The following is a 26,681-nucleotide window of genomic DNA, read 5'->3' as shown; positions in this document are numbered from 1 at the left end:
GCGGGTACTGCGGTGAAGTACTGCGATCGCAGTACTTCGCGGGAGTGGGTCGACAATGCGGTGCGGCTGATCGAGGCCGATGCGCAGCGCAGCGCCGACACCCATCTGCTGCGGTATCCGCTGCCGCCCGAGTGGGGTGTGCGGCTGTATCTCAAGGACGAGTCCACGCATCCGACCGGCAGCTTGAAACATCGGCTGGCGCGTTCGCTGTTTCTCTACGCGATCTGCAACGGCTGGGTGCGCGAGGGGACGACCATCGTCGAGGCGTCCTCGGGATCGACGGCGATCAGCGAGGCCTATTTCGCGAAACTGCTCGGCCTGGACTTCGTGTCGGTGGTGCCGACGAAGACCTCGCCGGAGAAGATTGCCCTGATCGAGGCGCAGGGCGGCCGATGCCATTTCGTCGACCGCGCGCCCGATATCTACACCGAGGCCGTGCGCCTGGCCGCCGAGTCCGACGGCCACTACATGGACCAGTTCACCTATGCCGAACGGGCCACCGACTGGCGCGGTAACAACAACATCGCCGAATCCATCTATCAGCAGATGATTTTGGAGACCCACCCGGTGCCGGACTGGGTGGTGGTCGGTGCGGGCACCGGTGGTACCAGTGCGACCATCGGCCGGTATATCCGCTACCGGCGCCACGCCACCCGGCTGGCCGTGGTCGATCCGGAGAATTCGGCGTTCTACGGCGGATACGAGGTCGCCGACTCGGGATATCAGACCGGTATGCCGTCGCTGATCGAGGGAATCGGCCGCCCGCGGGTGGAACCTTCGTTCATCGGCGATGTGGTCGACCGGATGATCGAGGTACCCGACGCCGCCTCGATCGCCGCCTGCCGCCACGCCAGTGACGTGCTCGGCAGGCGGGTGGGCGGGTCCACCGGAACCAATCTGTGGGGTGCGTTCGCCCTCATCGCCGAGATGATCGCCGCCGGCCGCGAGGGCAGCGTGGTGACGCTGCTGTGCGACGGCGGAGATCGTTATGCCGGAACGTATTTCAACGACGAGTGGGTCGCGGAGCAGGGGCTGGACCTCACCGATTCGCACGCGATTCTCGCCGAATTCACGGCCACGGGTATCTGGACCGCCTGAGCCGCGGAATCGCTTCCTCACCGTTCGCCGCGGGTGAACATACCTGATGTCAATTTTGATTGACGCGCCCGCGATGTCAACGTAAATTGACGTACATGAGTGAAGCGACAACGCTGGCGGCCGCCGCGGGCAGTCCCGACCCCCAGGTCGGGCTGCGGGCGGTGCTCGCGCTGCGGCGATTGCTTGAGCGGCTCGAGGCGATCCAGGTGGCCAATGCCCGTAAGCAGGGCTGGTCCTGGCAAGCCATCGCCGAGGCGCTCGAGGTCAGTCGGCAGGCGGTCCATCAGAAGTACAACCGGAAAGGCGGAATCCGCTGATGTTCGAGAGATTTGCCAAGGCGGCGCGCTCCGCCGTCGTGGACGCGCAGGAGGAAGCGCGTGAATTGCGTTCGCCCAGTATCGATGTCGAACATCTGCTGCTGGGGCTCGCGACCTGCGCCGACGACCAGCTGCGACAAGTGCTGGAGGACAACGGCATAACCGCCGAAGCGATTCGGCACGCGCTGCCGAGCCGGGTGCGGACGGAGGAACCGCTGGGTGAGGAGGACGCGGCCGCGTTGAAGTCGATCGGCATCGATCTGGACGCGGTGCGAGACAGTGTGCAGGCCACCTTCGGCGAGGGCGCCTTCGACGAGGCCGTGCCGGTTCCGGACAAGGGCCGCGGGCGTTTCCGGTTCGGCGGCGGAATGAGCTTCGGTCACATCCCTTTCACCCGCGAGGCCAAGAAGACGCTGGAATTGTCACTGCGCGAGGCGATCTCCCGCGGTGACGATCGCATCGAGGCGGGGCATGTGCTGCTCGGCATCCTGCGCGCGCCCAACCCGGCCACGCGAGAACTGCTGGGCGGGAACGAAGGGATGGAACGGGTGCGCGGCGCGGTCCAGGAGATGCTCGACCGCGCGGCGTGAGGGGCGAGCGCACCCGTCGTCAGGGGCGGGGAGGGGTCGCAGCGCGTGACCGGTAACCCGCCCCGTCCGCCGTTAGCATTGCGGCATGGCACTTCTGCTCCGTTTGGCGATCAACGCCCTCGCGATCTGGCTCGCGGCGGCCTGGGTCGGCGGTATCGAATTGAAGGATCCGCCCGATGCGGGCACCGGCGGCAAGATTCTCGTCGTGGTCTGCGTCGCGATCGTCTTCGGACTGGTCAATGCGCTGATCAAGCCGATCGTGAAATTGCTGTCGCTACCGCTGGTGATCGTCACGCTGGGGCTGTTCCTGCTGGTGATCAACGCCCTCATGCTGTGGCTGACCGCCAAGATCACCGAAACCACCGATTACGGGCTGAGGGTCGACGGCTTCTGGGCGGCGGTCTTCGGTGCTGTCATCGTGACCCTCGTCAACTGGGTGCTCGGCGTCTTGGTTCCCGAGGGCGGCCGGGACTGACGCTGCGGTGCGGCCGTTCGTCAGCCGAGGCCGAGCGCCAGGGCGGTGAGCAGGGACCAGCCCAGCATCGCCAAACCGGTATCGCGCAGTGAGGGGATCAATCCCGGTCCCTGCTGCCCACCGCGCACCGGGGCGTTGGATCGGACGGCGAGCGGTATCGCCAGCAGGCCCACCAGGGCCCACGGGGTGCGCAGCACCAGCAGCAGCGAGGCCACGAACGGCACCACCATCAGCACCAGATGCAATGTGCGGGTGCGGGTGTCGCCCAGTTTGACGGCGAGGGTGGTCTTGCCGGTCACCGAATCGGTGGGGATGTCGCGCAGATTGTTGGTGACCAGCACCGCGCTGGAGAACGCGCCGACCGCGATCGCGCCGACCAGTCCGGCCCAGTCGAGCCGTTCGGCCTGGACGAATTCGGTGCCCAGCACCGCGACCAGGCCGAAGAAGACGAAGACGGCGATCTCACCGAAACCGCTGTAGCCGTAGGGTTTACTACCGCCGGTGTAGAACCAGGCGCCGGCCAGGCAGGCCGCGCCGATCAGCAGCAGCCACCACGCGGTGGTGATCACCAGGATCAACCCGAAGATCGCGGCCACGCTCAGGCAGGCGATCGCCGCGCCGCGCACCGCGGCCGGACTCGCCAGGCCCGAACCGACCAGTCGCAGCGGGCCCACGCGCTCGTCGTCGGTGCCGCGAATGCCGTCGGAATAGTCGTTGGCGTAGTTGACGCCGATGATCAGAGCCAGCGAAACCAGCAGGCTCAACAGGGCCTTCCACCACACCGCGGCGTCCAGCGACGCGGCCGCGCCGGTGCCGACCAGGACCGGGGCGATCGCATTGGGCAGCGTCCGCGGGCGGGCGCCTTCGAGCCATTGTGCTGCACTAGCCATATCCGGCAGCCTAGTGGTGGTAGCTCGGAGGCGGCAGCGCAGCATCGGCGCAGTGTCGGCGCAGCACCACTGCCGGACCCTGTCGATAACATTATTGCGATATATCGGAGTAAACTGCACGACGTGACGCGGCCCGGGGAGCGGTCGGCCCCGGCGCAGCGCCCGATATTCATTCGACCGGTCACATACGATTGCGACGGCATGTTTCCTGATCACAGCGGCTCCGGGTCGACATCGCGCTCCGCCCGTGCGGATGCCGGGACGACGCACACCCGACCGGACAGCAGCGGCCGGGACGAAAGGCTGCCCGAGACGGGCGTTCGCGTGGCGCTTCTGGGGGAGGTCGCGCTGCGCCGTGACACGGATCTCGTCGCGGTGCCCGGCGCCCGGGCGCGATTGCTGATCGCCGCACTGGCGGTGCATCCCGGCCGCAGCCGCAGCGCCCAGGCGCTGATCGACGACGTCTGGGGCGAGCAGCCGCCGCGCGCACCGATGAACGCCCTGCATACGCAGGTATCGAGATTGCGATCCGTCTTGCCCGAGGGGGCACTGGAAATCGGCCCGGCGGGGTATCGGCTGCTGCTGACCGAGGAGCAGGTCGACCTGAGCCTGGCCCGCGGCCTGGAACGGGAGGCGCAGCTGCGGTTCGAGCGCGGCGATACCGCCGGATGCCTCAGCCTGGTGCAGCGGGCACGCGCGCTGTGGCGGGGCGAACCCGGCGCGGATCTGCCGCCCGGTCCCGTCGCCGACGAGCTGCACGAATTCGCGGCCGCGCGCTGGTCGGCGCTGGACACCGTGGAACTGGCGGCCCGGGAGGCCGCCGGCGATCTCGGCGGTGCGTTGCGGGTGGCGCGGCGGGCGGCCGCGGCCGAACCGCTCGACGAGCCCGCGCATGCCACCCTGATGCGCTTGCTGGCCGGCGACGGACGCGCGAACGAGGCCCTGGAGGTCTTCGCCGGGCTGCGGACGCGACTGGGTGAGGAATTGGGTGCGGACCCCGGTCCGGCGCTCGTGGCGTTGAACACCGCGATTCTGCGCGGCGACCATCCGGCGGTGCAGCCGCAATCGGGGCAGGCCACCTCCGCGACACAGCGGGTGTCCACCGCCCAGCACGCGCTGTCATCGGAACCGTACGGGCACCCGGAAACCGCTGCCGCGCCGCCGAATACGGCGCTCGGCCTGCGCGCGGCCCCCAATCCGCTGCTCGGCCGCGACGGCGATCTGGTGGCACTGGAGAAGCTCGTCCAGGAGTTCCGGGTGACCACCGTGCTCGGTCCGGGCGGCACCGGCAAGACTCGCGTCGCCAACGAGCTGGGCGCGCGTATCGCGGGCAAGCAGGCGGTGGCGCTGGTCGAATTGGCCTCGCTGCGTGCCGCTTCCGACGGCGACCCCGGTGAGCGCCACGCCGCGACGTGCGCGGAGATCGAGGCGGCCATCGGTGCGGTCCTCGGTGTCAACGAATACTCCCGCGAAGCGAATGTGTTGCGCCGCAACCAGACCATCGACGGCCGGCGCCGGTTGCGGGAGGCGCTGTCGCTGCGTCCCGTCCTGTTGATCCTGGACAACTGTGAACATCTCATCGACGCGGCCGCCGAGGTGGTCGCCGACCTGGTCGGCAGTTGTGAACATCTGACGGTGGTGACCACCAGCCGGGCGCCGCTGGCGATCACCGCCGAGACGGTATATCCGTTGCCGCCGTTGGCGATCGACGCGCAGGGCTCGCCGGCCACCGAGCTGTTCGTCAGCCGGGCGCGGGCGGTGCGACCCTCGGCGAGGCTGGATCCGGCGGTCGTCGCGCGCTTGTGCCGCACCCTGGACGGGCTGCCGCTGGCCATCGAACTGGCCGCGGCCCGGGTGCGGACCATGAGCGTGGAGGAGATCGAGAGCCGGCTCGAACACCGCTTCGCCCTGCTGCGTTCCGGTGACCGCAGCTCACCCGAACGCCACCGCACCCTGCACGCGGTGATCGAGTGGAGCTGGAATCTGCTCGAGCCCGAACAGCGGCTGGCACTGCGGCGGCTGTGCCGCTTTCCCGCCGGATTCTCCTTGGAGGCAGCCGAATCCGTGGTCTCGGGCCCGGATTCGATCGACGCGGTGGCCGCTGTGGACGGGCTGGTGAGCCAGTCGCTACTCACCGTGCTGGCCGACGACGAGATGGTAGCCACTCGCTACCGCATGCTCGAGACGGTGCGGGAATTCGGTGAGGAGCAGCTGCTCGCGACCGGTGAGGCCGATCTGGTGATGAATCGGATGTGCTGCTGGGCACGGCAATTCGCACACCACACGGCACTCAACTACGACGGGCCGGATCAGGTCCGCACGGTGCTGTCGCTGGCCGCCGAACTCGACAACCTGCTGGCGGTGCTGCGCCACGCCGTGGAAAATGCCGATTCCCGTACGGTGTTCTCGGTTTTCGCGCCCGTCGCCATGCTCTGGGTGATGCGTGGCGCGCATATGGAGCTGATGAGCTGGGCGCCCCGCGTCGTGCCGGTGCCGCCGCCCGAGGGGCCGCGCACTCGGATCGAGGCCGATCTGGAATTGCAGAGCTACGTATTCCTGGCGATGCATCTGGCCTTCGGCGAGCCCGGAGTGCGGCCCCTCGCGGTGATCCGCTCCCGGGCCCGCCGCGTGCTCGCCACCGCCGATCTCACGCCCGGCGTCCGGTATCTCGGCGACATGCTCTGCGCGCGAATCGATGTCGCCTACGGCGTGCGTTTGATGGCGGCGGGCACCCGCTCCGGCGACGACCTCGTCCGTGCGCTCGCCTTCCTGCTGCGCGCCAATATGCGCGAGAACGCCAGCTATACCGCCGGGTCGATCCGCGATGCGCGCCAGGCTCTCGCATTGCTCGAGGGACGCGATGTCTGGGGCACCGCGATGTGCTCCCAGCATCTCGGGCAGATGGCCTCGCAGGCGGCGCGGTACGAGGAGGCCGTGGCCTACTACCGGCGCGCGGTGGAGCTGATGCAGGAGTTGCGCTGCTTCGAGGAGAGTGTGGAACTGCGCAGCTTCCTCGCGGTCTCCATGGTCGGCGCCGGACAGCTGGCCGATGCGCGGCGGGAACTCGAACACGCGCTGGGCGTCATCGACGACGGCGTCGGATTGGACGAACCGGTGACGCAGCCGAACCACCGCAAGGGTGCCGTCGTAGCCGGGATGGCGGAACTCGAACTGGCGGAAGGTGATATCGAGCGCGGTCTGCGCACGTTCCGGCGCAGCCTGCAACTGTTCAACTGGCCGTATGCCGGGGCCGGTCCGGGGCCGGGGGACATCATCGTCGCCAGCGCCGTGCTCGACGCCCACATTCTCCACGACGCCGTGCACGAGGTGCCGGAGTTGCCCGGTCAGGTGGCCAGGGTGGCGCGGGAGCGGCTCACCCAGTTCATCGACCTTCCGCAGATCGGCGGCGCCGCCGGTGCGCTCGGTTCCTATCTGGTCCGGACCGGAACCGATCCGGAAACCGGTGCGACGCTGTTGGCGCTGGCGATGAAAGTTGTCGGCCGCCAGGACTATTCGTCGATGCGCTGGAATCGGCATCTGGATCTGGCGCGGGCCACCGTCGGTACGGAGATGATCGATGCCGGACAGGATGCGGTCTCGAGTCTCAACCGCCGTTCGGCCGCACAGCGCATCCTCGCGATGCTGCCGGAACTGGAAACTCTGCTCGGCGCCTGAGGCGGCGGTCGCGCGATCTCCGCGGGAGGTGGCGACGGCTGCCCACAGCACTGTCCGCCGGTCACCTTCGCGACCGGCGGACAGTGTGGCGGTGGATTCGATCACGCCCGGCGCATGTAGGCCCGGATGGCCAGCGGGGCGAAGATCGCGATCACGACCGCCGAGCCGATCAGGCACCACGCCAGGTTGCTGCTGTAGACGTTGCCGTTCATCAGCTCGCGGCACGAATTCACCATGTAGTACACGGGATTGGCCTTGTTGATGCCCTGCATCCAGCCGGGCATGGTGCTGACCAGCGCGAACGCTCCGGACATGAAGGTCAGCGGGAACATGATCATCATCGAGATGCCCTGGACCGAGGCGGCGCTCTTACCGGTGACACCGACCAGCGCCCAGATCCAGCTGACCGCGAACGAGCAGAACACCACGACCAGACCGGCGACGACCACGCCGACGACGCCACCCTCGGGCCGGTAGCCCAGGATCAGGCCGACCACGATGGTGAGGACGGTGGCGATGCCGTAGCGCACCATATCGGCGATCAGCGCGCCCGCCAGTGCCGAAACGCGGGCGATGGGAAGGGATTTGAAGCGGTCGAAGACGCCCTTGTCCATATCCTCGCGCAGCTGGGTGCCGGTGACGACCGAGGTGAGTACGACCGTCTGGACCAGGATGCCCGGAATCAGCACCGGTAGGTAGGCCTGCACGCTGCCGCCGATGGCGCCGCCGAAGATGTAGGCGAACAGGGCGGTGAACAGGATCGGCTGCACGGTGACGTCGAACAGCTGTTCCGGATTGTGCTTGATCTTGAGGATGCCGCGATACGCCATGGTGAGCGAGTTCTCGACGGTCTGGCGCAGTGAGATGCGGTTGCTGGCAACGGGAATCGCGGCGCGCGCGGCGTGCCGGCCGGTTGCGGGGGCGGGAAGTGTGGTGGTCACGATATGTCCTTCGGGGGAGTGGGGAACGTGGCGGGGGCTGGTCTCATGCCGCGGTGCCCTCGGAATCGGTATCGGCGTCGTCGGATTCGGCGGCGTGGCCGGTGAGGGCGAAGAACACCTCGTCCAGGCTGGGCTTGCTGACGGTGATCTCGTCGACGCGGATATCGTTGTCGCGCAACCGGATCAACAGATCCGCGGTCACGCTCGGATCGCTGAGCGGGGCGGTGACGCGACCGGCCTCGGGCGAGATGCTCGCCTCGACCAGCTTGCCGTCGGCGCGGGAGAGGAATTCGCCGATCAGGGTGCGGGCGCGTTCGATGGCGTCGCGGTCGGCGACGGTGATCTGCAGCGCGGACTGCCCGACCGAACCCTTGAGTTCGTCGGAGGTGCCGTCGGCGATCACCCTGCCGTGGTCGATCACCGCGATGCGGTCGGCGAGCTGGTCGGCCTCGTCCAGATACTGCGTGGTGAGCAGCACCGTGGCGCCCTCGCGCACGAGCCGGCGGATGGTCTCCCACATCTGCGCGCGAGTGCGCGGATCCAGGCCGGTGGTCGGCTCGTCGAGGAACAGCAGCGGCGGCGTCGCGATCAGGCTGGCCGCCAGGTCCAGGCGCCGGCGCATACCGCCGGAGAAGTTCTCGAGTGCCTTGGTCGCCGCCTCGGTGAGCCCGAATTCCTCGAGCAGTTCGGCCGCGCGGCGCTTGGCCTGCGACCGGCTCAGCCCGAGCAGCCGGGAGAAGATGATCAGGTTCTCGGTGGCGCTGAGCTTTTCGTCGACCGAGGCGTACTGGCCGGTGACACCGATCAGCGAACGGACCGCGGTGGGTTCGGCCACGACGTCGTGGCCGAAGATCCGGGCCCGGCCGCCGTCGGGGCGCAGCAGGGTGGCGAGCATGCGGATGGTGGTGGTCTTGCCGGCCCCGTTCGGGCCGAGCACGCCGTAGACGGCGCCCTGCGGCACCGCCAGGCTCACGCCGTCGACGGCCCGCTGCTCCCCGAAGACCTTGACCAGCCCGTCCGCCTCGATGGCGAGTGCATCAGCAGGTGCGTAAGAAGTCATGCCACAACTGTGCGGGGGCCGACTTGCACCCGTCTTGCACCGCTGTTGCACGGTCGCGCAAGGGCGATCGCGGGCCGCTTGCATATCGCACCGCCCACGCAAGTGGCGGCATCATCGCAGGTGGAAGCGTTGATCAGAGCTGCGACGCGGTGATCGGTGTCACCGCGGCACGGTCAGTGGGTCGCCTGCTCCAGCAGGTGCTCGCGCAGCTTCACGCGATTCGGCTTGCCGGGGCCGCGCATCGGGATCTCGTCGAGGATCGCCAGCTCCCGCGGGGCGGCGATCGGGTCGAGCTCAGCAACCACATGTGCGCGCAATTCGTCCAGCGTGGGGGTCGTGCCCGGATTGGGCACCACCGCCACCGCCACCCGCTGACCCAGCCGCGGATCGGGCAGACCCAGCACCACGGCCTCGTTGATCGCCGGGTGGGTGGCGAGCACGGCCTCGACGACCTGCGGGATCACCAGCAGGCCACCGGTCATGATGGCCTCGTCCAGGCGCCCGGTGATGGTCAGCACGCCGTTGTCGAAGGTGCCGGCGTCCTCGGTGCGGAACCAACCGGGTTCGGCGAACGCCGGGTGGTCGGGGATGCCGCGATAGCCCTTGGCCAGCATGGTCCCGCCGAGCAGTACCCGTCCGTCCTCGATGCGCACCTTCGCACCCGCCAGCGGCACGCCCTCGTAGACGCAGCCACCGCAGGTCTCGCTCATGCCGTAGGTGCGGACCACGTTGATGCCGGCCGCGCGGGCCCGGTCGAGTACCGGCTGCGGTGTCGCCGCGCCGCCGACCAGTACCGCGTCCAGCGCCGCGAGCGCCTGTGCGCCGACCGGATCGTCGAGTGCCTTGATGAGCTGCGTCGGCACCAGTGAGGTGTAGCGCCGGGGCGCGGTCATACCGGACACCGCCGTCGCCAGCCCGCCGGGCAGGAAACCACCCGAGACGTCCAGCACCACCGGTTCGGTGCCCGCCTGGATGCTGCGCAACAGCACCTGCACTCCGGCGATGTGATGGGTGGGCAGCGCCAGCAGCCACTGGCCCGGACCGCCGAGCCGCTCGTGGGTGGCATCGCCGCTGGCGCGCAGGGCGGCCGAGGTGAGCATCGCGCCCTTGGGGACGCCGGTGGTGCCGGAGGTGGTGACCACGAGGGCGACGTCGTCGTCGATCTCCTCACCCGGGCGCAGTGCGCTGGAGAGTCGATGGGATTCCCGGCGATCGCCGGTGGGGATCGGCAGCCACGCCGGACCGTTGCCCTCCAAGGCTTCCCGCAGATGCGGCAAGATGTCACCCACCGCGGCTCCGGTCGGCATGGGGAGGGTCCGCAGGGTGGTGCTCACGTTCGCGATCGTGTCATGTCGAGGTCGATGACCCGTGAACGGGTCCGCACTTCCTTCGCTGAATAAGGGGAGAAGGTCAGTCCGACGTCGGTGTCGCCAGCGGCCAACCACCCGCTGCCAGGTGCGATGCCACTCGAGCGATATCGTCCTCGCCCGGCAGCTCCTTGGCAACTCGGGCGATCGCCGCCTCGATCTCCTCCTGGGCGATCTCGTCGTCGCCGGCGCGTTCGCGCACCAGCTCCTCGACCACCAGATGCACCTCGTAGTCGGTGAGCCGGCGATGCAGGACGGCCAGCAGCGCGACATAGTCCGATTGGGGCACACCCTGCGGATATCCGGCGCGCAGCCAGCCCAGCACCTTCTGCAGAACCGACGGCGCGGCCTCGTTCGATTCGGGTTGCTGTGGCGATGCGGATTCGGTGGTCACGTATGTCCTTTCGACGATCGGGGCGGCGCCTCGCGGCAGCTCAGCCCTGACCGAACAGATGGATGCCGAGTCGGGCGGCCAGAAAACCTCTGGCAACGAACAACACTCCGGCGATGACGGTCAGCAATACCACCGAATAACACAACCCCGCGCAGGCCGCAGCCGCGCGCCGGCGGGTGGAATCCGGTTGTGGCGCATCTCCCGCGATCGAATGCAGCCGCACCCCGAGCGCGAAGATCGCCGGCAATCCGGCCCCGAAGATCAAGGCGGCGGCGGTCACTCGCCACAGCTCGGTCAGATCGTCGATCAAGGTCTGCATCAGAAGTTCCTTGCGGCGCGATGGGCGGCGCGTGAGTCGCCGGAGGGGGAGGTCGTGTCACCGGAGTCCGCGGCGCCCGAACCGGTGGGCCCCGAATCGGCGGGCCCCGAATCGGGGGTACCCACGGTCTGCTCGGGGGCGGCGGACCGGGATTCGACGGCCGGTCCGGTGCCGTCGGCCCCCGGCAGGCTCGTCCACTGCTCGTTCACGTTCGCGGCGTGCACCGGGGTCCGGCGCGAGCGCAGATAGATCAGGCCGGCCGTCGCGATCAGGAGAGCGAAGACGACCAGCACGCCGGGCAGTCCGCCGATCAGATGCGCCAGCGCCCAGCAGATCGCACCCGCCAGCCCGGCCAGCGGCAGGGTGAACACCCAGGCCACCACCATGCGCCCGAGCACCGACCAGCGCACCTCGGCGCCCGGGCGGCCCATGCCGGTACCCAGGATGGCGCCCGTCACCGTCTGCGTGGTCGACAGCGGCAACCCGAAATGCGCCGAGGTGAGAATGATCGCGGCACTGGTGGATTCGGCCGCCAGGCCCTGCGGCGGGGTGATGTCGACCAGACCCTTGCCGAGGGTTCGGATGATGCGCCAGCCGCCCAGCGAGGTGCCGGCGGCGATGGCCACCGCACAGGCCACGATCACCCACAGCGGCAGCGGGTCGCTGGGTTGCGCCGACCCGTAGGCGATCAGCGCCAGGAAGATGATGCCCATGGTCTTCTGCGCGTCGTTGGTGCCGTGAGCCAGAGACACCAACGAGGCCGAGCCGATCTGGCCCCATCGGAAACTGCGGTTCACGATCCGCTGATCACTGCTGCGGGTGATCCGGTACACCAGCCAGGTGCCGATCGAGGCGACCAGTGCCGCGACCACGGGCGCCAGCACCGCGGGCACGATGATCTTGGTGAGCACGCCCTTCTGCCCGGCCGACCAGATCACCCCGCTCCAGCCGAGCGCGGCGATGGTGGCGCCGATCAAGCCGCCGAACAGGGCGTGTGAGGAGCTGGAGGGCAGGCCGAAGAGCCAGGTGAGCAGATTCCACAGGATTCCGCCGACGAGCCCGGCGAAGACGATGGCGAGCAGGTCCGCGCCGCCCACCTCGTCCAGTCGCACGATGCCCTCGGCGACGGTGGCGGCCACCTCGACACTGAGGAAGGCGCCGATCAGATTCAGCCCGCCGGACAGCAGCACCGCGGCGCGCGGGCGCAGGGCGCCGGTGGCGATCGAGGTCGCCATGGCGTTGGCGGTGTCGTGGAAGCCGTTGGTGAAGTCGAAAACGAGAGCCGTGACGACGACGATGAGCAGAACGAACAGTTCGGCGGTCACGCCTCCAGTGTGCGTTATCGATCCGTTAACGCGATGGCCAGGTTCCCGACATGTCCGACCGGCCGGGATGGTAAGGCGGGGTCATTCCGGTGGCCTGCGGGTGTCGCGGCGCATCGGATGGTCGGCGGGCACCTCGACCAGAACGATCGGAACACCGTCCGGGTCGCGCAGCCACATCTCGATCAGGCCCCAGGGTTCGCGCACCGGCGGCCGGTCGATGGGGATGCCGCGGGTCGCCAGTTCCGTGGCCGCGATGCTCGCGTCGCGCACCTGCAACCACACCGCGCCCGCGAAGCCGGCGGGGGCCGTCTCGTCGCGTCCGTGCGCGGCCACCTCGATCAGCGACTGCCCGGCGAAGAACACCGTGCCGCCCGGATACTCCCGCGCGATCGCCAATTCCAGCCCGTCTCGGTAGAACGCCAGCGTGCGTTCGTAATCGCTCGGCCGCAGGATGATTCGACTGCTGAGGATGTCCACGAATCGAGCCTAGAGGGACCGCCTCGGGCCGAGAGGCGGCTTCGCGAGGTCCGCCGCGATCCGTCCGGACTCCGTGACCGAATGACGGCCACGGAGTCGCCGGGAGGCCGCTCAGAAGTAGTACGGGTAGGGACTCCAGTCCGGCTCGCGCTTTTCCAGGAACGCGTCGCGGCCCTCGATCGCCTCGTCGGTCATGTAGGCCAGGCGCGTCGCCTCACCGGCGAACAGCTGCTGGCCCACCAGGCCGTCGTCGGTCAGGTTGAACGCGTATTTGAGCATGCGCTGCGCCTGCGGGGATTTCGCGAGGATGTCGGCGGTCCACTCCAGCGCCTCGTCCTCGAGCCGGTCGTGGTCGACGACCGCGTTCACCGCACCCATGTGATGCATCTGCTCGGCGGTGTAGGGGCGGCCCAGGAAGAAGATCTCCCGGGCGAATTTCTGCCCGACCATCTTCGCCAGGTAGGCACTGCCGTAGCCGCCGTCGAAGCTGCCCACATCGGCGTCGGTCTGCTTGAACCGGGCGTGCTCCCGGCTGGCCAGGGTCAGGTCGCAGACCACGTGCAGGCTGTGCCCGCCACCGGCCGCCCAGCCGTTGACCAGCGCGATGACCACCTTCGGCATGAACCGGATCAGCCGCTGCACCTCGAGGATGTGCAGGCGTCCGGCGCGGGCCTTGTCGACGGTGTCGGCGGTCTCACCCTCGGCGTACTGGTATCCGCTGCGCCCGCGGATGCGCTGATCGCCGCCCGAGCAGAACGCCCATCCGCCGTCCTTGGGACTGGGCCCGTTCCCGGTGAGCAGGACCGCACCGACATCCGGCGTCGTCCGCGCGTGGTCGAGCGCGCGGTACAGCTCGTCGACGGTGTGCGGCCGGAAGGCATTGCGCACCTCCGGACGATCGAAGGCCACGCGCACGGTGCCCTGTTCGATGTGCCGGTGGTAGGTGATGTCGGTCAGGTCCTCGAAACCCGCGACGGGCTCCCAGAGTTTCGGATTGAACGTCACCCGAGCCATCATGCACCCCACCCGTCACCGGCTGTTCGCCCCCGCCGGGGCGGGCCGTCGGCAATGTGATGTTCGTCTGATTCGTCCTGTAACCGGAGAGCTACCGACGGGTTGGGTTGGACGGTGTAAGAACTGGCGTTACCGTGCAGGTATGAGTGAGCGCGCGGAACCGGCGATCGACACCAGTGCGGTCGATGCCGATCGGTACGAGAAGCACGGCGGATTTCCCAAGGTGGAGGAGGCCGAACTCGGCGCGAACTACGCGCCGTTCCTGGAGGCGATGCGCACCCTCCAGGACCTCACCGTCTCGGTCGATTGTCCCGACGAGGTATTCGGGCAGGCCCTCGTCCAGGCCAACGCGCTGGCCGAACTGCTCGAGCCCTATCGCGCACCGGAATTGCAGGGCCCGTCGGGACGCGTGCCGGCGCTGCCGGGGCGCGGCAGCCTCCTGCTGCCGCCGTGGGTGATGACCGAGGCCGGTCCCACCGGTGTCCGGATGCGCGGCGAATTCCGCCGATATCACCTCGGCGGCAACAACGCCGTGCACGGCGGCGTGCTGCCGCTGCTGTTCGACGATCTGTTCGGCTCGCTCGTGCACTATGCGGGCCGGCCGATCAGCCGCACCGCATTTCTGCACGTCAACTACCGCAAGGTGACCCCGTTGGAGACGCCCCTGACGGTCGAGGGGACCGTCGATCGGGTGGAGGGGCGCAAGACTTTCGTCTCCGCGCGACTGCGCGACGAATCCGAAACGTTGCTCGCCGATTGTGAAGGGCTCATGGTGCAGTTGCTGCCCTGGCAGCCGTAGTCGGCGAGAGGACGGTGTGTCCGGTGCGTCCGATGCGTATAGTTACCCGCGCTCGCTCATCGAAAAACTATCCGGAGGAACCTGAAAGTGGTTGCAGCACTGTCTGAATCCCTGCTCGATGACGCCAAACGCCCGGCCTTCCTGGCCGACGCCCAGGAGGTTCTGGATGCGGAGGTGTCGGATAAGGGGGGTGCATCGGGCCTGGCCGTGAAGGGCGGCTACGCCGCGGTGAAGAAGGTCAGCCCGACCATCGTCTCGGACGCGCTGGAGTCGTTCGCACCCAAGTTCGTCGAGCGACTGGAACCGTACTGGGCTCAGTACCAGGCGGCGGGTAGCGGCTCGTTTGCCGATCTGCTGGTCGCCAACTCCGACGAGGTTGCCGAGTCGCTGCTCGCGGTGACCGACGCTCGTGCCGAGGCCTCGTCGCGTCCGGCGCTGAAGAAGGCGTACTCGTCGCTGCGTTCGTCGGCGAAAAAGCATGTGGTCGAGGCGCTCCCGCGCGTCGGCGACCTGGTCCAGCGGCACGCCGGCTGAGTTGCGGTTCTGCGACCCCGTCGTTGGGCATCCGGATGGAGTGTGATCCCCGGATGCCGAACGGCGGGGGCCCGCGGCCGGCTCGATCAGCCCGGCGTCGACTTCCCGAACCGCTCGGCCTGGAGATTGGGTTAGCAAAACCTAACTCGATGAACGGGGTGTGAGCGGGTCGACGTCCCCTCCGGCCGGAAGGTCTGACAGTCTGAGAGTGTGAATCCATCGACAGCACAGGCCCAGGTCGTGGTGGACGAGCTGGTGCGCGGGGGTGTGCGCGATGTCGTACTGTGCCCGGGCTCGCGCAACGCGCCGCTGGCCTTCGCGCTGCAGGCGGCCGATGCGGCGGGGCGGCTGCGACTGCATATGCGCATCGACGAGCGGACCGCCGGATTCCTCGCGGTCGGCATGGCGGTGTCCACCGGGGCCCCCGTGCCGGTGGTGATGACCTCGGGAACCGCGGTGGCCAACCTCGGGCCCGCGGTGCTGGAGGCGAACTACGCCCGGCAGCCGCTGATCGTGCTCAGCGCCAACCGTCCCTACGAGATGCTGGGCAGCGGCGCCAATCAGACCGTCGAGCAGTTCGGCCTGTTCGGTAGTCAGGTGCGTGCCGCGATCAGCCTGGGCCTGGCCGAGGAGGAACCGGATTACCGCAGCCAGAACAGCGTGTGGCGGGCCGCGGTCTGCCGCGTCCTGGCCGCCGCGCGCGGCACCCGGTCCGGCAACGCCGGGCCCGTGCACTTCGACATCCCGCTGCGGGAACCGCTGGTCCCCGATGCCGTTGCGGGCGAGCCGATTCCGGCCGGACGCATCGGTGACGCGCCGTGGACCGAGACCCAGTACGCGACCCTGGACGTCCCGCTGGAGATCGATCTGACGCCCGATACCGTCGTCATCTCCGGTCACGGCGCGGGCTATCGCGCCGAGCTGGCGCAGCTGCCCACGGTCGCCGAGCCCACCGCCGCGATGCCCGGCCCGGCCCTGCATCCGCTGGCGCTGCCGTTGCTGAAGCCGCGGCAGGCGATCATCACCGGCCGTCCCACGCTGCATCGGCAGGTGTCGAAGGTGCTGGCCGATCCGGATGTCACCGTCTTCGCCCTGACCACCGGCCCGCGCTGGCCCGATGTCTCCGGCAATGTCGTCGGCACCGGCACCCGCGCGGTCACCTCCGGGGCGCCGCGTCCGGAATGGCTCGAGCAGTGCCGCGAACTCGACGCGATGGCCTGCCGCGCGATCCGGACCGAACTGGCCCGCCATCCCAAGCCGACCGGCCTGCATGTGGCCTCCGTGGTGATGGACGCCCTGCGCGAGGGAGACCAGCTACTGCTCGGCGCCTCGAATCCGGTGCGGGACGCGGCGCTGGTGTCGCATCCCCATCCCGGGGTGAAGGTGCTGTCCAACCGCGGTGTGGCCGGTATCGACGGCACGGTGTCGAGCGCGGTCGGCGCGGCGTTGAGTCATCCCGGCCGGACCTTCGCGCTGATCGGCGACCTGACCTTCCTGCACGATGCCTCCGGCCTGCTGATCGGCCCGGGGGAGCCGCGTCCGGCGGATCTCACTATCGTGGTCGCCAACGACGACGGCGGCGGCATCTTCGAACTGCTCGAACAGGGTGATCCGCAGTACGCCGGCGTCTTCGAGCGCATTTTCGGCACTCCGCACGGGATGGATCTGGCAGCGCTGTGCGCCGCCTACCGGATTCCGCATCGGCAGGTCGATCCGGCCGAGCTGGCGGTGGAACTGACCGGGCACGCCCACGGCATTCGCGTGCTGGAGGTCGCGACCGAGCGATCCAGCCTGCGCGAGTTGCATGCCGCGGTGCGCGCCGGCATCGAATAGGTCAGTATTCGGCCTCGGGCTCGTCGTATTCGTCGTCGAGCGGCACGGGAATCGACTGCTCGATGAGGTCGGCCTCGGCGGCTTCGCGTTCGGCCGTGGCCACGGGCAGATCGACTTCGGATTCCTCCGGAGCGACCTCGAGGCTCTGCTCCAGCTGATCGGCCTCCGGAACCATGTCCACGGAGGTGGTGTCGATGGTGGGATCGGTCATCGGTTGCTCCCTTCCGCTGGGGGTCCGACATGTCGGATACGGCGATCCGGCACTGTCGAGGATGCCCTCACCCGCTCCGGCTGGCAACCCGCTCGCGTGCTGTCACCGATGAATTCCGGCGGCTCGCCCCGTCCCTTCTGTGGGTGCCTGTGCCGGTACAGGCCGTATTCGGAGGAGGATCACATGGCGACACCCCACTTCGATCTGGAGAGCGCCACCGATGCGATGGTCGAGATCGTCAGCGGCATCGGCGCGGAGGATCTGCCCGCGGCGACCCCGAGCCCGGGCGTCACCGTGCGAGATCTGCTGTTCCACACCATCGGCTTCAGCGAGGCGTTCCGGCAGGGCGCCACCAAGGAGGGCATCGGCCGTTCCGCACCGCCGGAGCAGGCGCCGGACGCCGACCTGCCCGGCGGTTGGGGCGAGTTGATCACCACGCAGTTGAAAGCCCTCGCCGAGGCGTGGCGCGACCCGGCCGCCTGGGAGGGCGATACCGAGGTCGGCGGCGTCACCGCCCCCGCGCCCGCGATGGCCGGATTCGCCCTGAACGAGGTCGTGATGCACAGCTGGGATCTGGCCCGCGCCACCGGCCGCCGCTTCGAGCCCGCCGACAAGGATGTGGCGGTGCTGCTCGAGCAGTTTCGCGATACGCCGCGCGAAGGCGTTCCGGGTCTGTTCGGCCCGGTGATCGAGGTCCCGGCCGATGCGTCGGACTGGGAGCGCCTGCTCGGCCTGACCGGCCGCGACCCGTACCGGCCGGCCTGAGCGCCGATCGGCGCATCAGACCGGCAGGCGCATTCCGCGTTCTGGCAGATCCCAGGTCGGCGTGCCGTACACGGTGAACTTGTCGATCCCGGATTCGGGCGAAAACCCCAGGCCGAGAACGGAGAACGTCACGGTGGCGTGGGTGGTTTTCGCGGCGTGGGTCATCGCATCTATCGCGTCCAGGGTGCCGTGGTGCCGTGCTGCGAGCTCGGACGCGAGTTCGTCGATGTTCTCACCTCGTCGCGGACAGAACGACAGCGTGAAGGTAGTTCTGTCGCCGCGCCGGGCACGACATGCGATGAAGTCGTTCTTGTAAAGTCCGGCGGCGTCCACACCGCACTCGACCAACTCTCTCAGCACCTCCCAGGCCGGATCGCCGAAACTTCGCACGAGCTTCATGGGCAGGACGACATCGCGACAGCGAGGGCGCAGGTAGGCCTTCTCAGTGACCTCGCCGAGTGCGTCGATTTCGATCGCAACGAAGATGGGAGCGAAGTACTTTTCGTCGTCGGGCAGAGTGAGCACTTCCTCGAAACCGGGCCAGGCCCGACAAAGTCGCTCGAAGGCTCCCGGTGAGGCGTTGGGGGTGCCGTAAACCTTCAAACCCGCCAGCCGATGTGGCAATGCAGCGTGATGGACCACCCCCAGCCATGTCCACAGCGGTTTGCGCGCCGACTGCCGCAGGCTGAGGGGATAGATCGCCTCGAGAAAGGTTTCGATCGTTTCGACAACCGACCTGTCGGCGACGGGCAGCAGCGCGGCCAGCTCTCTGATTGCGGCCGACAGCGCGATGAACCTGGCCGAGTTGCCTCGGCCCGGCGGAATGATCTCGGTGCCGTAACGAACGGCGGGAGTTCGTGCCCCTCGTCCTCCGGTAAGGCTGATTTCGAAGGGCATTCCGGTGCTGGTCAGTTGACTGGCACGTCTGCCGTCGGGTCCGCGCGCGTTCAGGCGTCCCGCACACGCACTTCGCAGGGCAGTGCGCAGGACGTCTGCCGCGCAATCCGGCGCCATGCGCTGTGCGACGTCGACGAGAAAATCTCCGGCACTTCGGACCAGGGCATCGGTCATATTTGCCGGCTCTGCTCGGCGCTGACGCCTGGGCCCGTCGCTGTCGTCGCCGCGACGGATTGCGCGGTATTCCGTTGACTCTGCCCGGCATCACTCGGGTCTGCGCCGGAGGGATGGAAGAACGTGTAGTCCGTCAGTGACCCTTGCGTCATCAAGTTGAGCGGTTTCATCTGACCGTCGACGACCATATACGCGTTGTCCGGGCCTTCCCGCACGATGACCGCACTGTGGTTGCCCCACCGCACGATGTCGCCCGTGTGCGCCGCTGAGGGGTCGATCTGTGTCAACTGGCCGAGTGCGTTGCCGTAGGCGCCGTCGGCGTTACAGCCGTTCGGATTGTTCATTTCCTTGTTCACGACGTCGGCCACGACAGCGGAGACCTTCTGCGCGCTGCCATCCGGCAGCTTCATGTCGACCATCGAATGGCTGTTCGCGGGAACGGGTCCGGGCGAAGTAGCCGACGCGGACACCACGCCGGGTTGGAACCCGGTCAGGGGTTGGCTACTCGTGGCCGCCGCAGGCTGCACGAACGGTGCACTCGGAGGCTGCTGTCCTTGCCTGCCGAAACGTGAACCAGAAGTGCCGTCCGGGTTTCCGACGCCTCCCGAGTTTCCGACACCGCTCCCGAACGGCCCGTTGCCCTGGCCCATTCCCCCGAGTGCTGAACCCAGTCCGGGCATCATGTTCAACAGGGGATTGACCGGTTGGGCGGAGTTTTGTGCCGATGTGGCAGCCGCCGGCGCAGCGGTGGCGCTGTTCTTGATGTCGTCAATGGCTTGGTTGAGCCATGATGCGGGCTCGGTTGTCGAGGTCTGTGTGCCGTCGGTGCCGGTTGCATCGGTGCCGGTTGTGTCGGTGCCGGTCGCGTCGGTTGTCGTGCCGTCGCCGGTCGCCGACGGATCGGTCGCGGTTCCATCGGTGAGACCGGCGGGAAACAGATCCGAGAAGTTCTGGGGTTGATCGTTCCCCTGACCGTTCAGAGCATCCTGCCCGGTGGTCGTAGTACCGCCGTTGTTGTTGCCTCCATTGTTGTTACCGCCGTTGTTGTTGCCCCCGTTGTTGTTACCTCCGTTGTCGTTACCCCCGTCTTTCTTGCCTCCGTTGTTGTTGCCGCCGTTGTCGTCGCCACCGTCGACCTTCGCAGCCTTGTCGCTGTAATCCTTGATGGCGGCCTTGTATTTTTCGTGCCAATCGTCGACTGCCGCGTGAATCGCGGAGACGTAGAACATCTGCTCAGCCTGAGCGGTCAGATAGAAATTGCCATCACTGGACTTCTGGTAGACAGTGGTCTTGATGGGATGCTGCGGATCACCGGAATAGTAGTTTATGTCGTCACCATCCCGGGTGGAGTACGGGCCGGGCGCTTTGTTGTCCGCCGGGAGGTAATCGATTTTCAGTTGGTCGTTGAGATTGTCTTTCACCGTCTTCAAGTCGGTGAAGACTTTTTTCCCCAAAATCTTGGTATCGAGGGTATCGAGGTTGACACCGTTGAGCTTTGCCTCTTGGTCATGCTGTCGATCGGTCAGCTGCTTCACGATCTTCTCATGATCGTCCTTGATCTGGGACCAGCCGTCGACTTCTTTCACATTCGGATCCGAATCGAGGATCTTGCTGAACGGAGGTGCGTCCTTCGCCTCATGCGCGCCGAGGGTGTCGAATCCCCACTGCATTGTGAACTGCGTATCCCCGATCAATGCCGTCAACGAGTCGCTGGCGCCCTTCGGGACGTAGAGGTCCACCCACTCGAGATGATTTTTCTCATCCCTCGTCTCCCAGCCCCATCCGTCCCGGAAGGTGACCTTTTCCTTCGCCTCGTTCTCGGTTTTCCGCGCATCCAGTACAGCCTGCGGGTCCGGTTTACTCAGGGAGGCCACCAGAGTGGCATACTTGGGATCGAATCCCTGATCTTTCGCATCTTTCGCCAGTCGCGTCAGCGGTGATTCCACATAGCCGTTCGACATAGCCATGCTCAGTTTGTCGAAGACTTTCTTCAGGTCGGCATCGCTCAGCCCATTGATTTCTTCCAGGGTGTTCTTCACTTCGTCACCCTGGAAGTGATGGTCGTCCTGCCAGGGACCCCAGCCGCCGAAATTGTCCCGATCCTCGATGTCGCTGATGACTTTATCTGCGTCTTTGTCGCCCATCAGGCCCTCCTCAGGCTGCCGGCACTATCCGGCGCCGCCGAACCGTTCACCACCGCTGGAACCGGAGCCGCCGAATCCGCCGTCACCACTGCGGCGGAAGGGCCGGCGCCGAACCGCAAGGTGGCTACCAGGGGACTCGCTTCGACTTCCCCATACACGTACAGCGCATCGCGCAGCGTCTGACGATCTGGTGCCGGGCTGCCGGCCAGTGCCAGCAATTCGTCCGCACGTCGCTCCAATACCGCGACAGATGAGGTGCCCGAAGCGGTGTCACCGGCGAGGACGCTTGCAGCACCCTTCGCACGCATCCGGTCTCCGCTCGGCGTGGCAGCGGATACGCCGATCGGGCGCCCCGGATAGGGCTCGATCAGCGGCCCCGACCCCAGGATGGTCAGCAACCGCGCTCGACGAGTGCGACGTGTCGCGACCTGTGAATCGGTGGCGGGGGAGACGGACCGCAGGCGTTCGTCCGCAATGCGGGCCAATTCGATACACCTCGCCCTGATATCCCGGTCGCTGATCGTTTCCGCTTGCGCCTTCAGCCAATCCGCCCCGGTCAGCGCCAGCCGATCGACCAAGCCCGGGCCGGGCACCGACAGATCGACACAGGCCTCAGCGGGGGCGATGAAGCCCTCCGTGGCGACGTGGGCATCGAGATCGGCGATGATCTCGCTCGAGATCATCGCCGATGACGCCAGCGCGCTGAGCCGCACTCCGGTCCGGGAAGCGGCTAATCGAGCGAAGTTCACCAGCCTTGTGGCGGAATCGGGAACGTCTTCGAGGAGTGCGATCTGGATCTGCCCGGATACGCCGAACACCTCGGCCAACTGCCAGGGTGAAACGACTTCCGATGGAAGGTGCAGTCCGGCGGGCAGCCACCCGCGCCCCTCGCTGGATGTCAGCATGACCACAGCGCCGTTCGGTGTACGCAGGACAGCGACTGCCCAGTTCACGTCGGGAGTCGAGGTCCCTACGGCCGCCAGGATCGCGGACAGGAGGGTACGGGCCAGGCCGAGATCGTCCTCGGGGTCGCCCACCACGAGGGGTGGGAGTGCGCGCCGTCGCTCCGGCGCATGCGCTACCGAAGCGAAGGTGCCCGGTGCGAGCGGGCGTGGAAGGGATGGCGTCGCGCCCGATCCGAGCGGGCCTACCCCTGGACCCGAGCCTGCCGGCCCAGGGGGCGCGCCGGGAGCCCATCCGAATCCTTGCGGACCGGCCGGCGGCACCGGAGCGTAGGAATAACCTTCGGCCGGCGCAGCGGTATCGCGGAACTCCGCAACCTGGCTCGGCCCCGACTCGGACGCGCCGGGCAACGCGGAAACGGGCACCCCTTCCGGCGCCGCGTCCTCGATTGTCGTGTTCGCCGATCGAAAACTCGGTCCGGTAGGCGCGGGATCGTGTGCCGAAGAGATGAAAGCGTGGCCGTCCGAATCGGTGGTCGATTCGGCCGGACCGGAATGCATCCCGGTCGGCGTCCGGTCCAGCGGTGACGGCTGGGGCGAACTCGGGGGGACTCCAGGCCGCGGTGGTGGTGGCGAACCGATGAGCCCGTGGGAGTTGGGCCCGTCGCCCGGCGGCGAACTCGGAGCTCCGGCATTTCTGATGCGGTGACCGCTGGTATTCTCCGTGTGCTCCAAGGCATTCGCGGCTTCGATCAGCCTGTCCCGGGCTCGGTCGTGGTTGTCCGCGAGGCGTTCCGCGTTGTCGTGGCGGCGTTGGTAATAGTCCTGTAGCGCGGCGCGCACCGGCTCGGCAATCGTGCCGTAACCGGACGGGAATTCCGATAGCCAGTCGTGTGGAATCTGTCCCCATTCACGGAGCTTCTTCGCACGCCGACCATGGTCCTCGGCCCGCCTTCGCAGGTCATCCGGGTCCTGGTCCATGTAATTCGGCATACTCGGCCGATCCTCCCGCCAGTATTTCCAGTCCTATTGTTCCGCCTTCCCAGAAATGGGGACCGTCAGCGGGAAGTGGTGTCGGACCGTCGCCACTCGGCGACGACCTCCCGCAGCGGCCGTGGGACATGGTCGGGACCGTTCATCGCGATGTGATATTGCCGCCGAGCGTCTTCGGTACTCTCCTTGATCGCCGCAATGATCTCGTGGGCCAACTCCTGGTTACCGAAGCGATCGCAGGTGCCGGGAGCGAGGTACAGGTCCGTCAACCGGCCCTGTGCGTCGACCTCGGGGATGACGAGGCCGCTGGGCGAAGGTCGCCGCGCAACGATCGCGTCGGCTCGTTCCCGCATATCGGCGACTCGGTTCCGCAGTTCACGCGTCATGTCGAGCGCGATCTGCACATCGGGATGTATCTCTCTCATCAATCCTCGCTTGCCCCCGCAGAACGCCACCGCACACACATTCCGAACCCGTCCGAACACACCAAGTGTGGCAACTACCGCGGTCGATGCCGGTTCCATATTCCCGGCGATGGGAACCCTGCTCCCGACGAATGCTGAGCCGACTGATGAGCTGCGTGTGGACACCTACTTCGGGTGAAACAGGCCTGCGGTGGCCGCTGCCGCCGCGGCGTCGGCGGCGGTCACCGCCACCGCATCGTCGATCGGGTCGCCGGAGATCAGGAAGCGGTAGTACAGCGGGGCGGAGACCGCGGAAACCACTGCGCGCGTATCGGTTCCGGGGGCGAGTTCGCCCCGTTCCATCGCGGCCGCGACGCACGGCTCCCATTCGGTGATCCGCACGTCGTAGAACCGGTGCAGGGCCGCGGTGGTTTCGGGGTCGCAGATGGCCGCGGCCACAAGTGCTTTGAACAGTGGCCCCTGACGTGGATCGGTCAGGGTGCGCGCGACGAGGCGCGCATTGGCGGTGAGGTCGCCGCGCAGCGATCCGGTGTCGGCATGCGGCAGTGAGGTTTCCGCCATGTCGGTGAGCAGGTCTGCCACCAGCCCGGCCGGGGTGCGCCAGCGGCGGTAGACGGTGGTCTTGCCGACCTCCGCGCGGGCCGCCACCTCGGCGAGGTCGAGTTCGGCGAAGCCGCGTTCGGCCAGCAGATCCCCGGCCGCGCGCAGGACGGACTCACGGACGCGGGCCGTGCGACCCCCCGGGCGCACCGAGCCGGGTGCGGCGGTGTCCGAGCTCATAACGGTCCTCCAGTTTCATTAGCGTCCGATCGAGTGTATAGTCCCCGCTATTAATGAAACTTCAGTTCCGTTAGGGGTTGATCATGGACTATCGTCGACTGGGTGCCTCGGGTCTGCTCGTTCCGGCTCTCAGCTTCGGGGCGGGCACCTTCGGTGGCCGCGGTGAACTGTTCGGCGCGTGGGGCGATACCGACGCCCAGCAGGCGCGCCGGATGGTCGATGTGGCGCTGGAGGCCGGCGTCATGATGTTCGACACCGCGGACGTGTACTCCGACGGCGCCTCGGAAGAGATTCTGGGCCAGGCGATTCGCGGCCGCCGGGATCGAGTTCTGCTGTCCACCAAGGCGGGCCTGCCCACCGGGCCCGGAGCCGCCGAGGCGGGATCGGGACGTTCCCGGCTCATCACGGCCGTCGATACCGCGCTGCGCCGGCTCGGCACCGACTACCTCGATCTGTTCCAGCTGCACGCCTTCGACGCCGCGACGCCGGTCGAGGAGGTGCACGACACCCTCGCTGATCTGGTGCGCGCCGGGAAGATCCGTTACCTGGGCGCCTCGAATTTCGCGGGCTGGCAGCTCATGAAATCGCTGGCGGCGGCCGACCGGGGCGGTCATCCGCGATACGTCGCCCATCAGGTCTACTACTCGCTCGTCGGCCGCGACTACGAGTGGGAGCTGATGCCGCTCGGCCGTGATCAAGGCGTCGGCGCGATGGTGTGGAGCCCGCTGGGCTGGGGCCGGCTGACCGGCAAAATCCGGCGCGGACAACCACTTCCGGCGGGCAGCCGGCTGCACCGCACCGCCGAGGCCGGACCGCCGGTGAACGACGAACTGCTCTACGACGTCGTGGACGTCCTCGACGAACTCGCCGCCGAAACCGGGAAATCCGTCCCGCAGATCGCCCTGAACTGGCTGCTCTCCCGCCCGACCGTCGCGACGGTCATCGTCGGCGCCCGCAACGAGGAACAGCTGCGTCAGAACCTCGGCGCGGTCGGCTGGCAGCTCGCCCCCGAGCAACTGGCCCGTCTGGACAAGATCAGCGCCGTGACGCCGCCGTATCCGTACTACCCCTACTACCGCTTGCCGGATTTCGCGCGCCTCAACCCGCCGATCGTCGCCGCGTAGCGCACTCAGTACACGTCGCGCACGTACCGCTTCTCCGCGGTCAGCTGCTTCTTGAAGGCCAGCGCCGCATCCTCGTCGAGGTTGCCGTGGATGCGGGCGATCTTCAGGAGGGCGTCGTCGACGTCGCGGGCCATGCGCGCGGCGTCGCCGCAGACGTACAGGTGGGCGCCGTCGCGCAACCACGCCCACAGCTCCGCGCCGTGCTCGATCATGCGGTGCTGCACGTAGATCCGTTCGCGCTGGTCCCGCGAGAAGGCGAGGTCGAGCCGGGTGAGGAAGCCCGAGCGGAACATGTCCTCGAGTTCGGTGCGGTAGTAGAAGTGGTCCTGGGCGTGCTGATCGCCGAAGAACAACCAGTTGCGCCCGCGGCATCCCAGCGCGCGGCGTTCGTGCAGGAAGCCGCGGAACGGCGCGATGCCGGTGCCCGGGCCCACCATGATCATCGGCGCGTTCGGATCCAACGGCGGCCGGAAATGCGGTGCGCGCTGCAGGAATACGGGTACGCCACCGGTTTCGTCCCGGTCGGCGAGGAAGGTGGAGCAGACTCCGCCGCGCGGGTCCTCGGCCGCGCCGTAGCGCACCACGCCGACGGTGAGCTGTACCTCGCGCGGACTCACCAGCGGGCTCGACGAAATCGAATATTGCCGCGGTTGCAGCTTTTTCAGCACCGAGAGCCACTCCACCAGATCGGCCCGCACGGGAAAGTCGCGCAGGACGTCGACGGCATGGCGATCCCACAGATAGCGGTCCAGTTCGTTGCGGTTGTCGCGGCGCAGCAGTTTCGCCAACTGCTGACCGGGATTGCGGGCGGCGATGAAGGACAGCAGATCGCCACTGATCTTGGTGATGTCGAAATGCGTGCGCAGTGCCGATTCCAGCGGCACGTCGCGGCCGTCGATCTCCACCGGCCGGGCGCCGTCGAGCCCGGTCGCCGCCAGCCAATTCCGCACGGCAGCAACCCCGTTCGAGGGCCATATGCCGAGGCTGTCGCCGACCTCGTAGCCGGCGTCCAGACCGCTCAGGTCGAAACCGAACTGCCGCACCTCCTTGCCGGATCCGGGCCGCGACAGCAGTTCGTTGCGGACCAGCGGGGCCAGGACCGGAGCGTTGCGGGTGAACGGCGCGGGGATCGAGCGGGGGGCGCGGGTCGGCGCGGGG

At 67.8% G+C, this 26,681-nt stretch carries 26 protein-coding genes and 1 pseudogene; 10 read left to right on the top strand and 17 right to left on the bottom strand.

Annotated features, from left to right (window positions below; translation table 11 throughout):
- Positions 1–12 precede the first annotated feature (12 nt).
- The 4 genes from A5789_RS07550 to A5789_RS07535 all read left to right on the top strand — a co-directional run bounded on the left by A5789_RS07550 (position 13) and on the right by A5789_RS07535 (position 2,480).
- On the top strand, positions 13–1,098 hold the full coding sequence (locus A5789_RS07550; RefSeq protein WP_064907252.1) for a PLP-dependent cysteine synthase family protein: 1,086 nt from the start codon (positions 13–15) through the stop codon (positions 1,096–1,098).
- A gap of 95 nt (positions 1,099–1,193) precedes the next feature.
- The gene (locus tag A5789_RS07545) at positions 1,194–1,415 is read left to right on the top strand and encodes a helix-turn-helix domain-containing protein (RefSeq protein ID WP_030516234.1); all 222 of its coding nucleotides are present in this window, start codon (positions 1,194–1,196) and stop codon (positions 1,413–1,415) included.
- Entirely contained in the window at positions 1,415–2,005 is a 591-nt protein-coding gene (locus A5789_RS07540; protein WP_064907253.1) for a Clp protease N-terminal domain-containing protein, read from the top strand. Before A5789_RS07545 ends, A5789_RS07540 begins: the two co-directional genes overlap by 1 nt.
- Positions 2,006–2,090: 85 nt before the next feature.
- Positions 2,091–2,480 carry a phage holin family protein gene (locus A5789_RS07535; protein ID WP_030516236.1) on the top strand — a complete coding sequence of 130 codons (390 nt, stop codon included), beginning with the start codon at positions 2,091–2,093 and terminating at the stop codon, positions 2,478–2,480.
- A gap of 20 nt (positions 2,481–2,500) precedes the next feature.
- On the opposite strand, the gene A5789_RS07530 is transcribed toward A5789_RS07535, so the two are convergent.
- Entirely contained in the window at positions 2,501–3,370 is an 870-nt protein-coding gene (locus tag A5789_RS07530; RefSeq protein ID WP_064907254.1) for a 1,4-dihydroxy-2-naphthoate polyprenyltransferase, read from the bottom strand.
- Between the two features lie 324 nt (positions 3,371–3,694).
- Here A5789_RS07530 and A5789_RS07525 point away from each other — a divergent pair, with 324 nt between their 5' ends.
- On the top strand, positions 3,695–7,045 hold the full coding sequence (locus A5789_RS07525) for a BTAD domain-containing putative transcriptional regulator (RefSeq protein WP_227463162.1): 3,351 nt from the start codon (positions 3,695–3,697) through the stop codon (positions 7,043–7,045).
- A 101-nt stretch (positions 7,046–7,146) separates the two neighbouring features.
- Here A5789_RS07525 and A5789_RS07520 read toward each other — a convergent pair whose 3' ends face one another.
- From A5789_RS07520 to A5789_RS07485, 8 genes are all read right to left on the bottom strand, one after another.
- Positions 7,147–7,986, bottom strand: coding sequence for an ABC transporter permease (locus tag A5789_RS07520; RefSeq protein WP_063015402.1), 840 nt, complete (start codon positions 7,984–7,986; stop codon positions 7,147–7,149).
- Between the two features lie 43 nt (positions 7,987–8,029).
- Complete coding sequence (locus A5789_RS07515) at positions 8,030–9,046, bottom strand: daunorubicin resistance protein DrrA family ABC transporter ATP-binding protein (protein WP_030516240.1); 1,017 nt, start codon at positions 9,044–9,046, stop codon at positions 8,030–8,032.
- Positions 9,047–9,219: 173 nt separating this feature from the next.
- Positions 9,220–10,353 carry an o-succinylbenzoate--CoA ligase gene (menE, locus tag A5789_RS07510; protein ID WP_064907273.1) on the bottom strand — a complete coding sequence of 378 codons (1,134 nt, stop codon included), beginning with the start codon at positions 10,351–10,353 and terminating at the stop codon, positions 9,220–9,222.
- 103 nt (positions 10,354–10,456) lie between these two features.
- Complete coding sequence (locus tag A5789_RS07505) at positions 10,457–10,807, bottom strand: DUF3349 domain-containing protein (protein WP_082857116.1); 351 nt, start codon at positions 10,805–10,807, stop codon at positions 10,457–10,459.
- 40 nt (positions 10,808–10,847) lie between these two features.
- The gene (locus tag A5789_RS07500; RefSeq protein ID WP_063015400.1) at positions 10,848–11,126 is read right to left on the bottom strand and encodes a hypothetical protein; all 279 of its coding nucleotides are present in this window, start codon (positions 11,124–11,126) and stop codon (positions 10,848–10,850) included.
- A complete protein-coding gene (locus tag A5789_RS07495) occupies positions 11,126–12,451 on the bottom strand; it encodes an inorganic phosphate transporter (RefSeq protein WP_082940526.1) in 1,326 nt (441 codons plus the stop codon). Before A5789_RS07495 ends, A5789_RS07500 begins: the two co-directional genes overlap by 1 nt.
- Positions 12,452–12,532: 81 nt before the next feature.
- Entirely contained in the window at positions 12,533–12,928 is a 396-nt protein-coding gene (locus tag A5789_RS07490) for a VOC family protein (protein ID WP_063015398.1), read from the bottom strand.
- Positions 12,929–13,039: 111 nt separating this feature from the next.
- Positions 13,040–13,942 (bottom strand): 1,4-dihydroxy-2-naphthoyl-CoA synthase, encoded by a 903-nt coding sequence (locus tag A5789_RS07485; RefSeq protein ID WP_174553946.1) that lies wholly within the window; start codon positions 13,940–13,942, stop codon positions 13,040–13,042.
- A 142-nt stretch (positions 13,943–14,084) separates the two neighbouring features.
- Here A5789_RS07485 and A5789_RS07480 point away from each other — a divergent pair, with 142 nt between their 5' ends.
- From A5789_RS07480 to menD, 3 genes are all read left to right on the top strand, one after another.
- Positions 14,085–14,741 carry a PaaI family thioesterase gene (locus tag A5789_RS07480; RefSeq protein WP_063015397.1) on the top strand — a complete coding sequence of 219 codons (657 nt, stop codon included), beginning with the start codon at positions 14,085–14,087 and terminating at the stop codon, positions 14,739–14,741.
- Between the two features lie 87 nt (positions 14,742–14,828).
- Positions 14,829–15,275 (top strand): hypothetical protein, encoded by a 447-nt coding sequence (locus tag A5789_RS07475; RefSeq protein ID WP_030516248.1) that lies wholly within the window; start codon positions 14,829–14,831, stop codon positions 15,273–15,275.
- A 210-nt stretch (positions 15,276–15,485) separates the two neighbouring features.
- Positions 15,486–17,108 (top strand): 2-succinyl-5-enolpyruvyl-6-hydroxy-3-cyclohexene-1-carboxylic-acid synthase, encoded by a 1,623-nt coding sequence (gene menD / locus A5789_RS07470; RefSeq protein ID WP_064907255.1) that lies wholly within the window; start codon positions 15,486–15,488, stop codon positions 17,106–17,108.
- A 1-nt stretch (position 17,109) separates the two neighbouring features.
- Here the strand turns inward: menD and A5789_RS07465 are convergent, their stop codons facing one another.
- Positions 17,110–17,319: a hypothetical protein gene (locus A5789_RS07465; RefSeq protein ID WP_064907256.1), complete on the bottom strand. Its 210-nt coding sequence runs from the start codon at positions 17,317–17,319 to the stop codon at positions 17,110–17,112.
- Positions 17,320–17,502: 183 nt separating this feature from the next.
- Between A5789_RS07465 and A5789_RS07460 the strand changes: the two genes are divergently transcribed.
- Positions 17,503–18,084 (top strand): TIGR03086 family metal-binding protein, encoded by a 582-nt coding sequence (locus A5789_RS07460; protein ID WP_064907257.1) that lies wholly within the window; start codon positions 17,503–17,505, stop codon positions 18,082–18,084.
- Positions 18,085–18,099: 15 nt separating this feature from the next.
- On the opposite strand, the gene A5789_RS07455 is transcribed toward A5789_RS07460, so the two are convergent.
- From A5789_RS07455 to A5789_RS07430, 6 genes and pseudogenes are all read right to left on the bottom strand, one after another.
- Positions 18,100–19,155 (bottom strand): hypothetical protein, encoded by a 1,056-nt coding sequence (locus tag A5789_RS07455; RefSeq protein ID WP_064907258.1) that lies wholly within the window; start codon positions 19,153–19,155, stop codon positions 18,100–18,102.
- Complete coding sequence (locus tag A5789_RS07450; protein WP_064907259.1) at positions 19,152–21,299, bottom strand: hypothetical protein; 2,148 nt, start codon at positions 21,297–21,299, stop codon at positions 19,152–19,154. The genes A5789_RS07455 and A5789_RS07450 overlap by 4 nt, the downstream gene beginning before the upstream one ends.
- The gene (locus A5789_RS37690; protein ID WP_228794482.1) at positions 21,299–22,336 is read right to left on the bottom strand and encodes a hypothetical protein; all 1,038 of its coding nucleotides are present in this window, start codon (positions 22,334–22,336) and stop codon (positions 21,299–21,301) included. The genes A5789_RS07450 and A5789_RS37690 overlap by 1 nt, the downstream gene beginning before the upstream one ends.
- 573 nt (positions 22,337–22,909) lie before the next feature.
- Positions 22,910–23,182: pseudogene (locus A5789_RS38485) on the bottom strand (type VII secretion target); the annotation flags it as partial.
- A gap of 77 nt (positions 23,183–23,259) precedes the next feature.
- A complete protein-coding gene (locus A5789_RS07435; RefSeq protein ID WP_174554991.1) occupies positions 23,260–23,619 on the bottom strand; it encodes a hypothetical protein in 360 nt (119 codons plus the stop codon).
- Between the two features lie 165 nt (positions 23,620–23,784).
- Positions 23,785–24,399 carry a TetR/AcrR family transcriptional regulator gene (locus A5789_RS07430; protein ID WP_063015389.1) on the bottom strand — a complete coding sequence of 205 codons (615 nt, stop codon included), beginning with the start codon at positions 24,397–24,399 and terminating at the stop codon, positions 23,785–23,787.
- A gap of 83 nt (positions 24,400–24,482) precedes the next feature.
- On the opposite strand from A5789_RS07430, the gene A5789_RS07425 reads away from it, so the two are divergent.
- The gene (locus A5789_RS07425) at positions 24,483–25,523 is read left to right on the top strand and encodes an aldo/keto reductase (protein WP_064907261.1); all 1,041 of its coding nucleotides are present in this window, start codon (positions 24,483–24,485) and stop codon (positions 25,521–25,523) included.
- Positions 25,524–25,528: 5 nt separating this feature from the next.
- Here the strand turns inward: A5789_RS07425 and A5789_RS07420 are convergent.
- On the bottom strand, positions 25,529–26,681 hold a 1,153-nt coding region (locus A5789_RS07420), incomplete at its 5' end, for a sulfite reductase flavoprotein subunit alpha (RefSeq protein ID WP_369828760.1).

This window comes from Nocardia sp. 852002-51101_SCH5132738 (genome assembly GCF_001665695.1).
Classification (GTDB): domain Bacteria; phylum Actinomycetota; class Actinomycetes; order Mycobacteriales; family Mycobacteriaceae; genus Nocardia; species Nocardia nova.
This window is presented reverse-complemented; position numbering and strand designations above follow the sequence as displayed.

Coding starts and splice junctions, on each gene's coding strand:
- A5789_RS07430 (WP_063015389.1), bottom strand. CDS start 24,399: ATGAGCTCGGACACCGCCGCACCCGGCTCGGTGCGCCCGGGGGGTCGC.
- A5789_RS07465 (WP_064907256.1), bottom strand. CDS start 17,319: ATGACCGATCCCACCATCGACACCACCTCCGTGGACATGGTTCCGGAG.
- A5789_RS07530 (WP_064907254.1), bottom strand. CDS start 3,370: ATGGCTAGTGCAGCACAATGGCTCGAAGGCGCCCGCCCGCGGACGCTG.
- A5789_RS07460 (WP_064907257.1), top strand. CDS start 17,503: ATGGCGACACCCCACTTCGATCTGGAGAGCGCCACCGATGCGATGGTC.
- menE (WP_064907273.1), bottom strand. CDS start 10,353: ATGCCGACCGGAGCCGCGGTGGGTGACATCTTGCCGCATCTGCGGGAA.
- A5789_RS07450 (WP_064907259.1), bottom strand. CDS start 21,299: ATGGGCGACAAAGACGCAGATAAAGTCATCAGCGACATCGAGGATCGG.
- A5789_RS07515 (WP_030516240.1), bottom strand. CDS start 9,046: ATGACTTCTTACGCACCTGCTGATGCACTCGCCATCGAGGCGGACGGG.
- A5789_RS07435 (WP_174554991.1), bottom strand. CDS start 23,619: ATGAGAGAGATACATCCCGATGTGCAGATCGCGCTCGACATGACGCGT.
- A5789_RS07545 (WP_030516234.1), top strand. CDS start 1,194: ATGAGTGAAGCGACAACGCTGGCGGCCGCCGCGGGCAGTCCCGACCCC.
- A5789_RS07535 (WP_030516236.1), top strand. CDS start 2,091: ATGGCACTTCTGCTCCGTTTGGCGATCAACGCCCTCGCGATCTGGCTC.
- A5789_RS07480 (WP_063015397.1), top strand. CDS start 14,085: ATGAGTGAGCGCGCGGAACCGGCGATCGACACCAGTGCGGTCGATGCC.
- A5789_RS07455 (WP_064907258.1), bottom strand. CDS start 19,155: ATGACCGATGCCCTGGTCCGAAGTGCCGGAGATTTTCTCGTCGACGTC.
- A5789_RS07540 (WP_064907253.1), top strand. CDS start 1,415: ATGTTCGAGAGATTTGCCAAGGCGGCGCGCTCCGCCGTCGTGGACGCG.
- A5789_RS07500 (WP_063015400.1), bottom strand. CDS start 11,126: ATGCAGACCTTGATCGACGATCTGACCGAGCTGTGGCGAGTGACCGCC.
- A5789_RS07485 (WP_174553946.1), bottom strand. CDS start 13,942: ATGGCTCGGGTGACGTTCAATCCGAAACTCTGGGAGCCCGTCGCGGGT.
- A5789_RS07425 (WP_064907261.1), top strand. CDS start 24,483: ATGGACTATCGTCGACTGGGTGCCTCGGGTCTGCTCGTTCCGGCTCTC.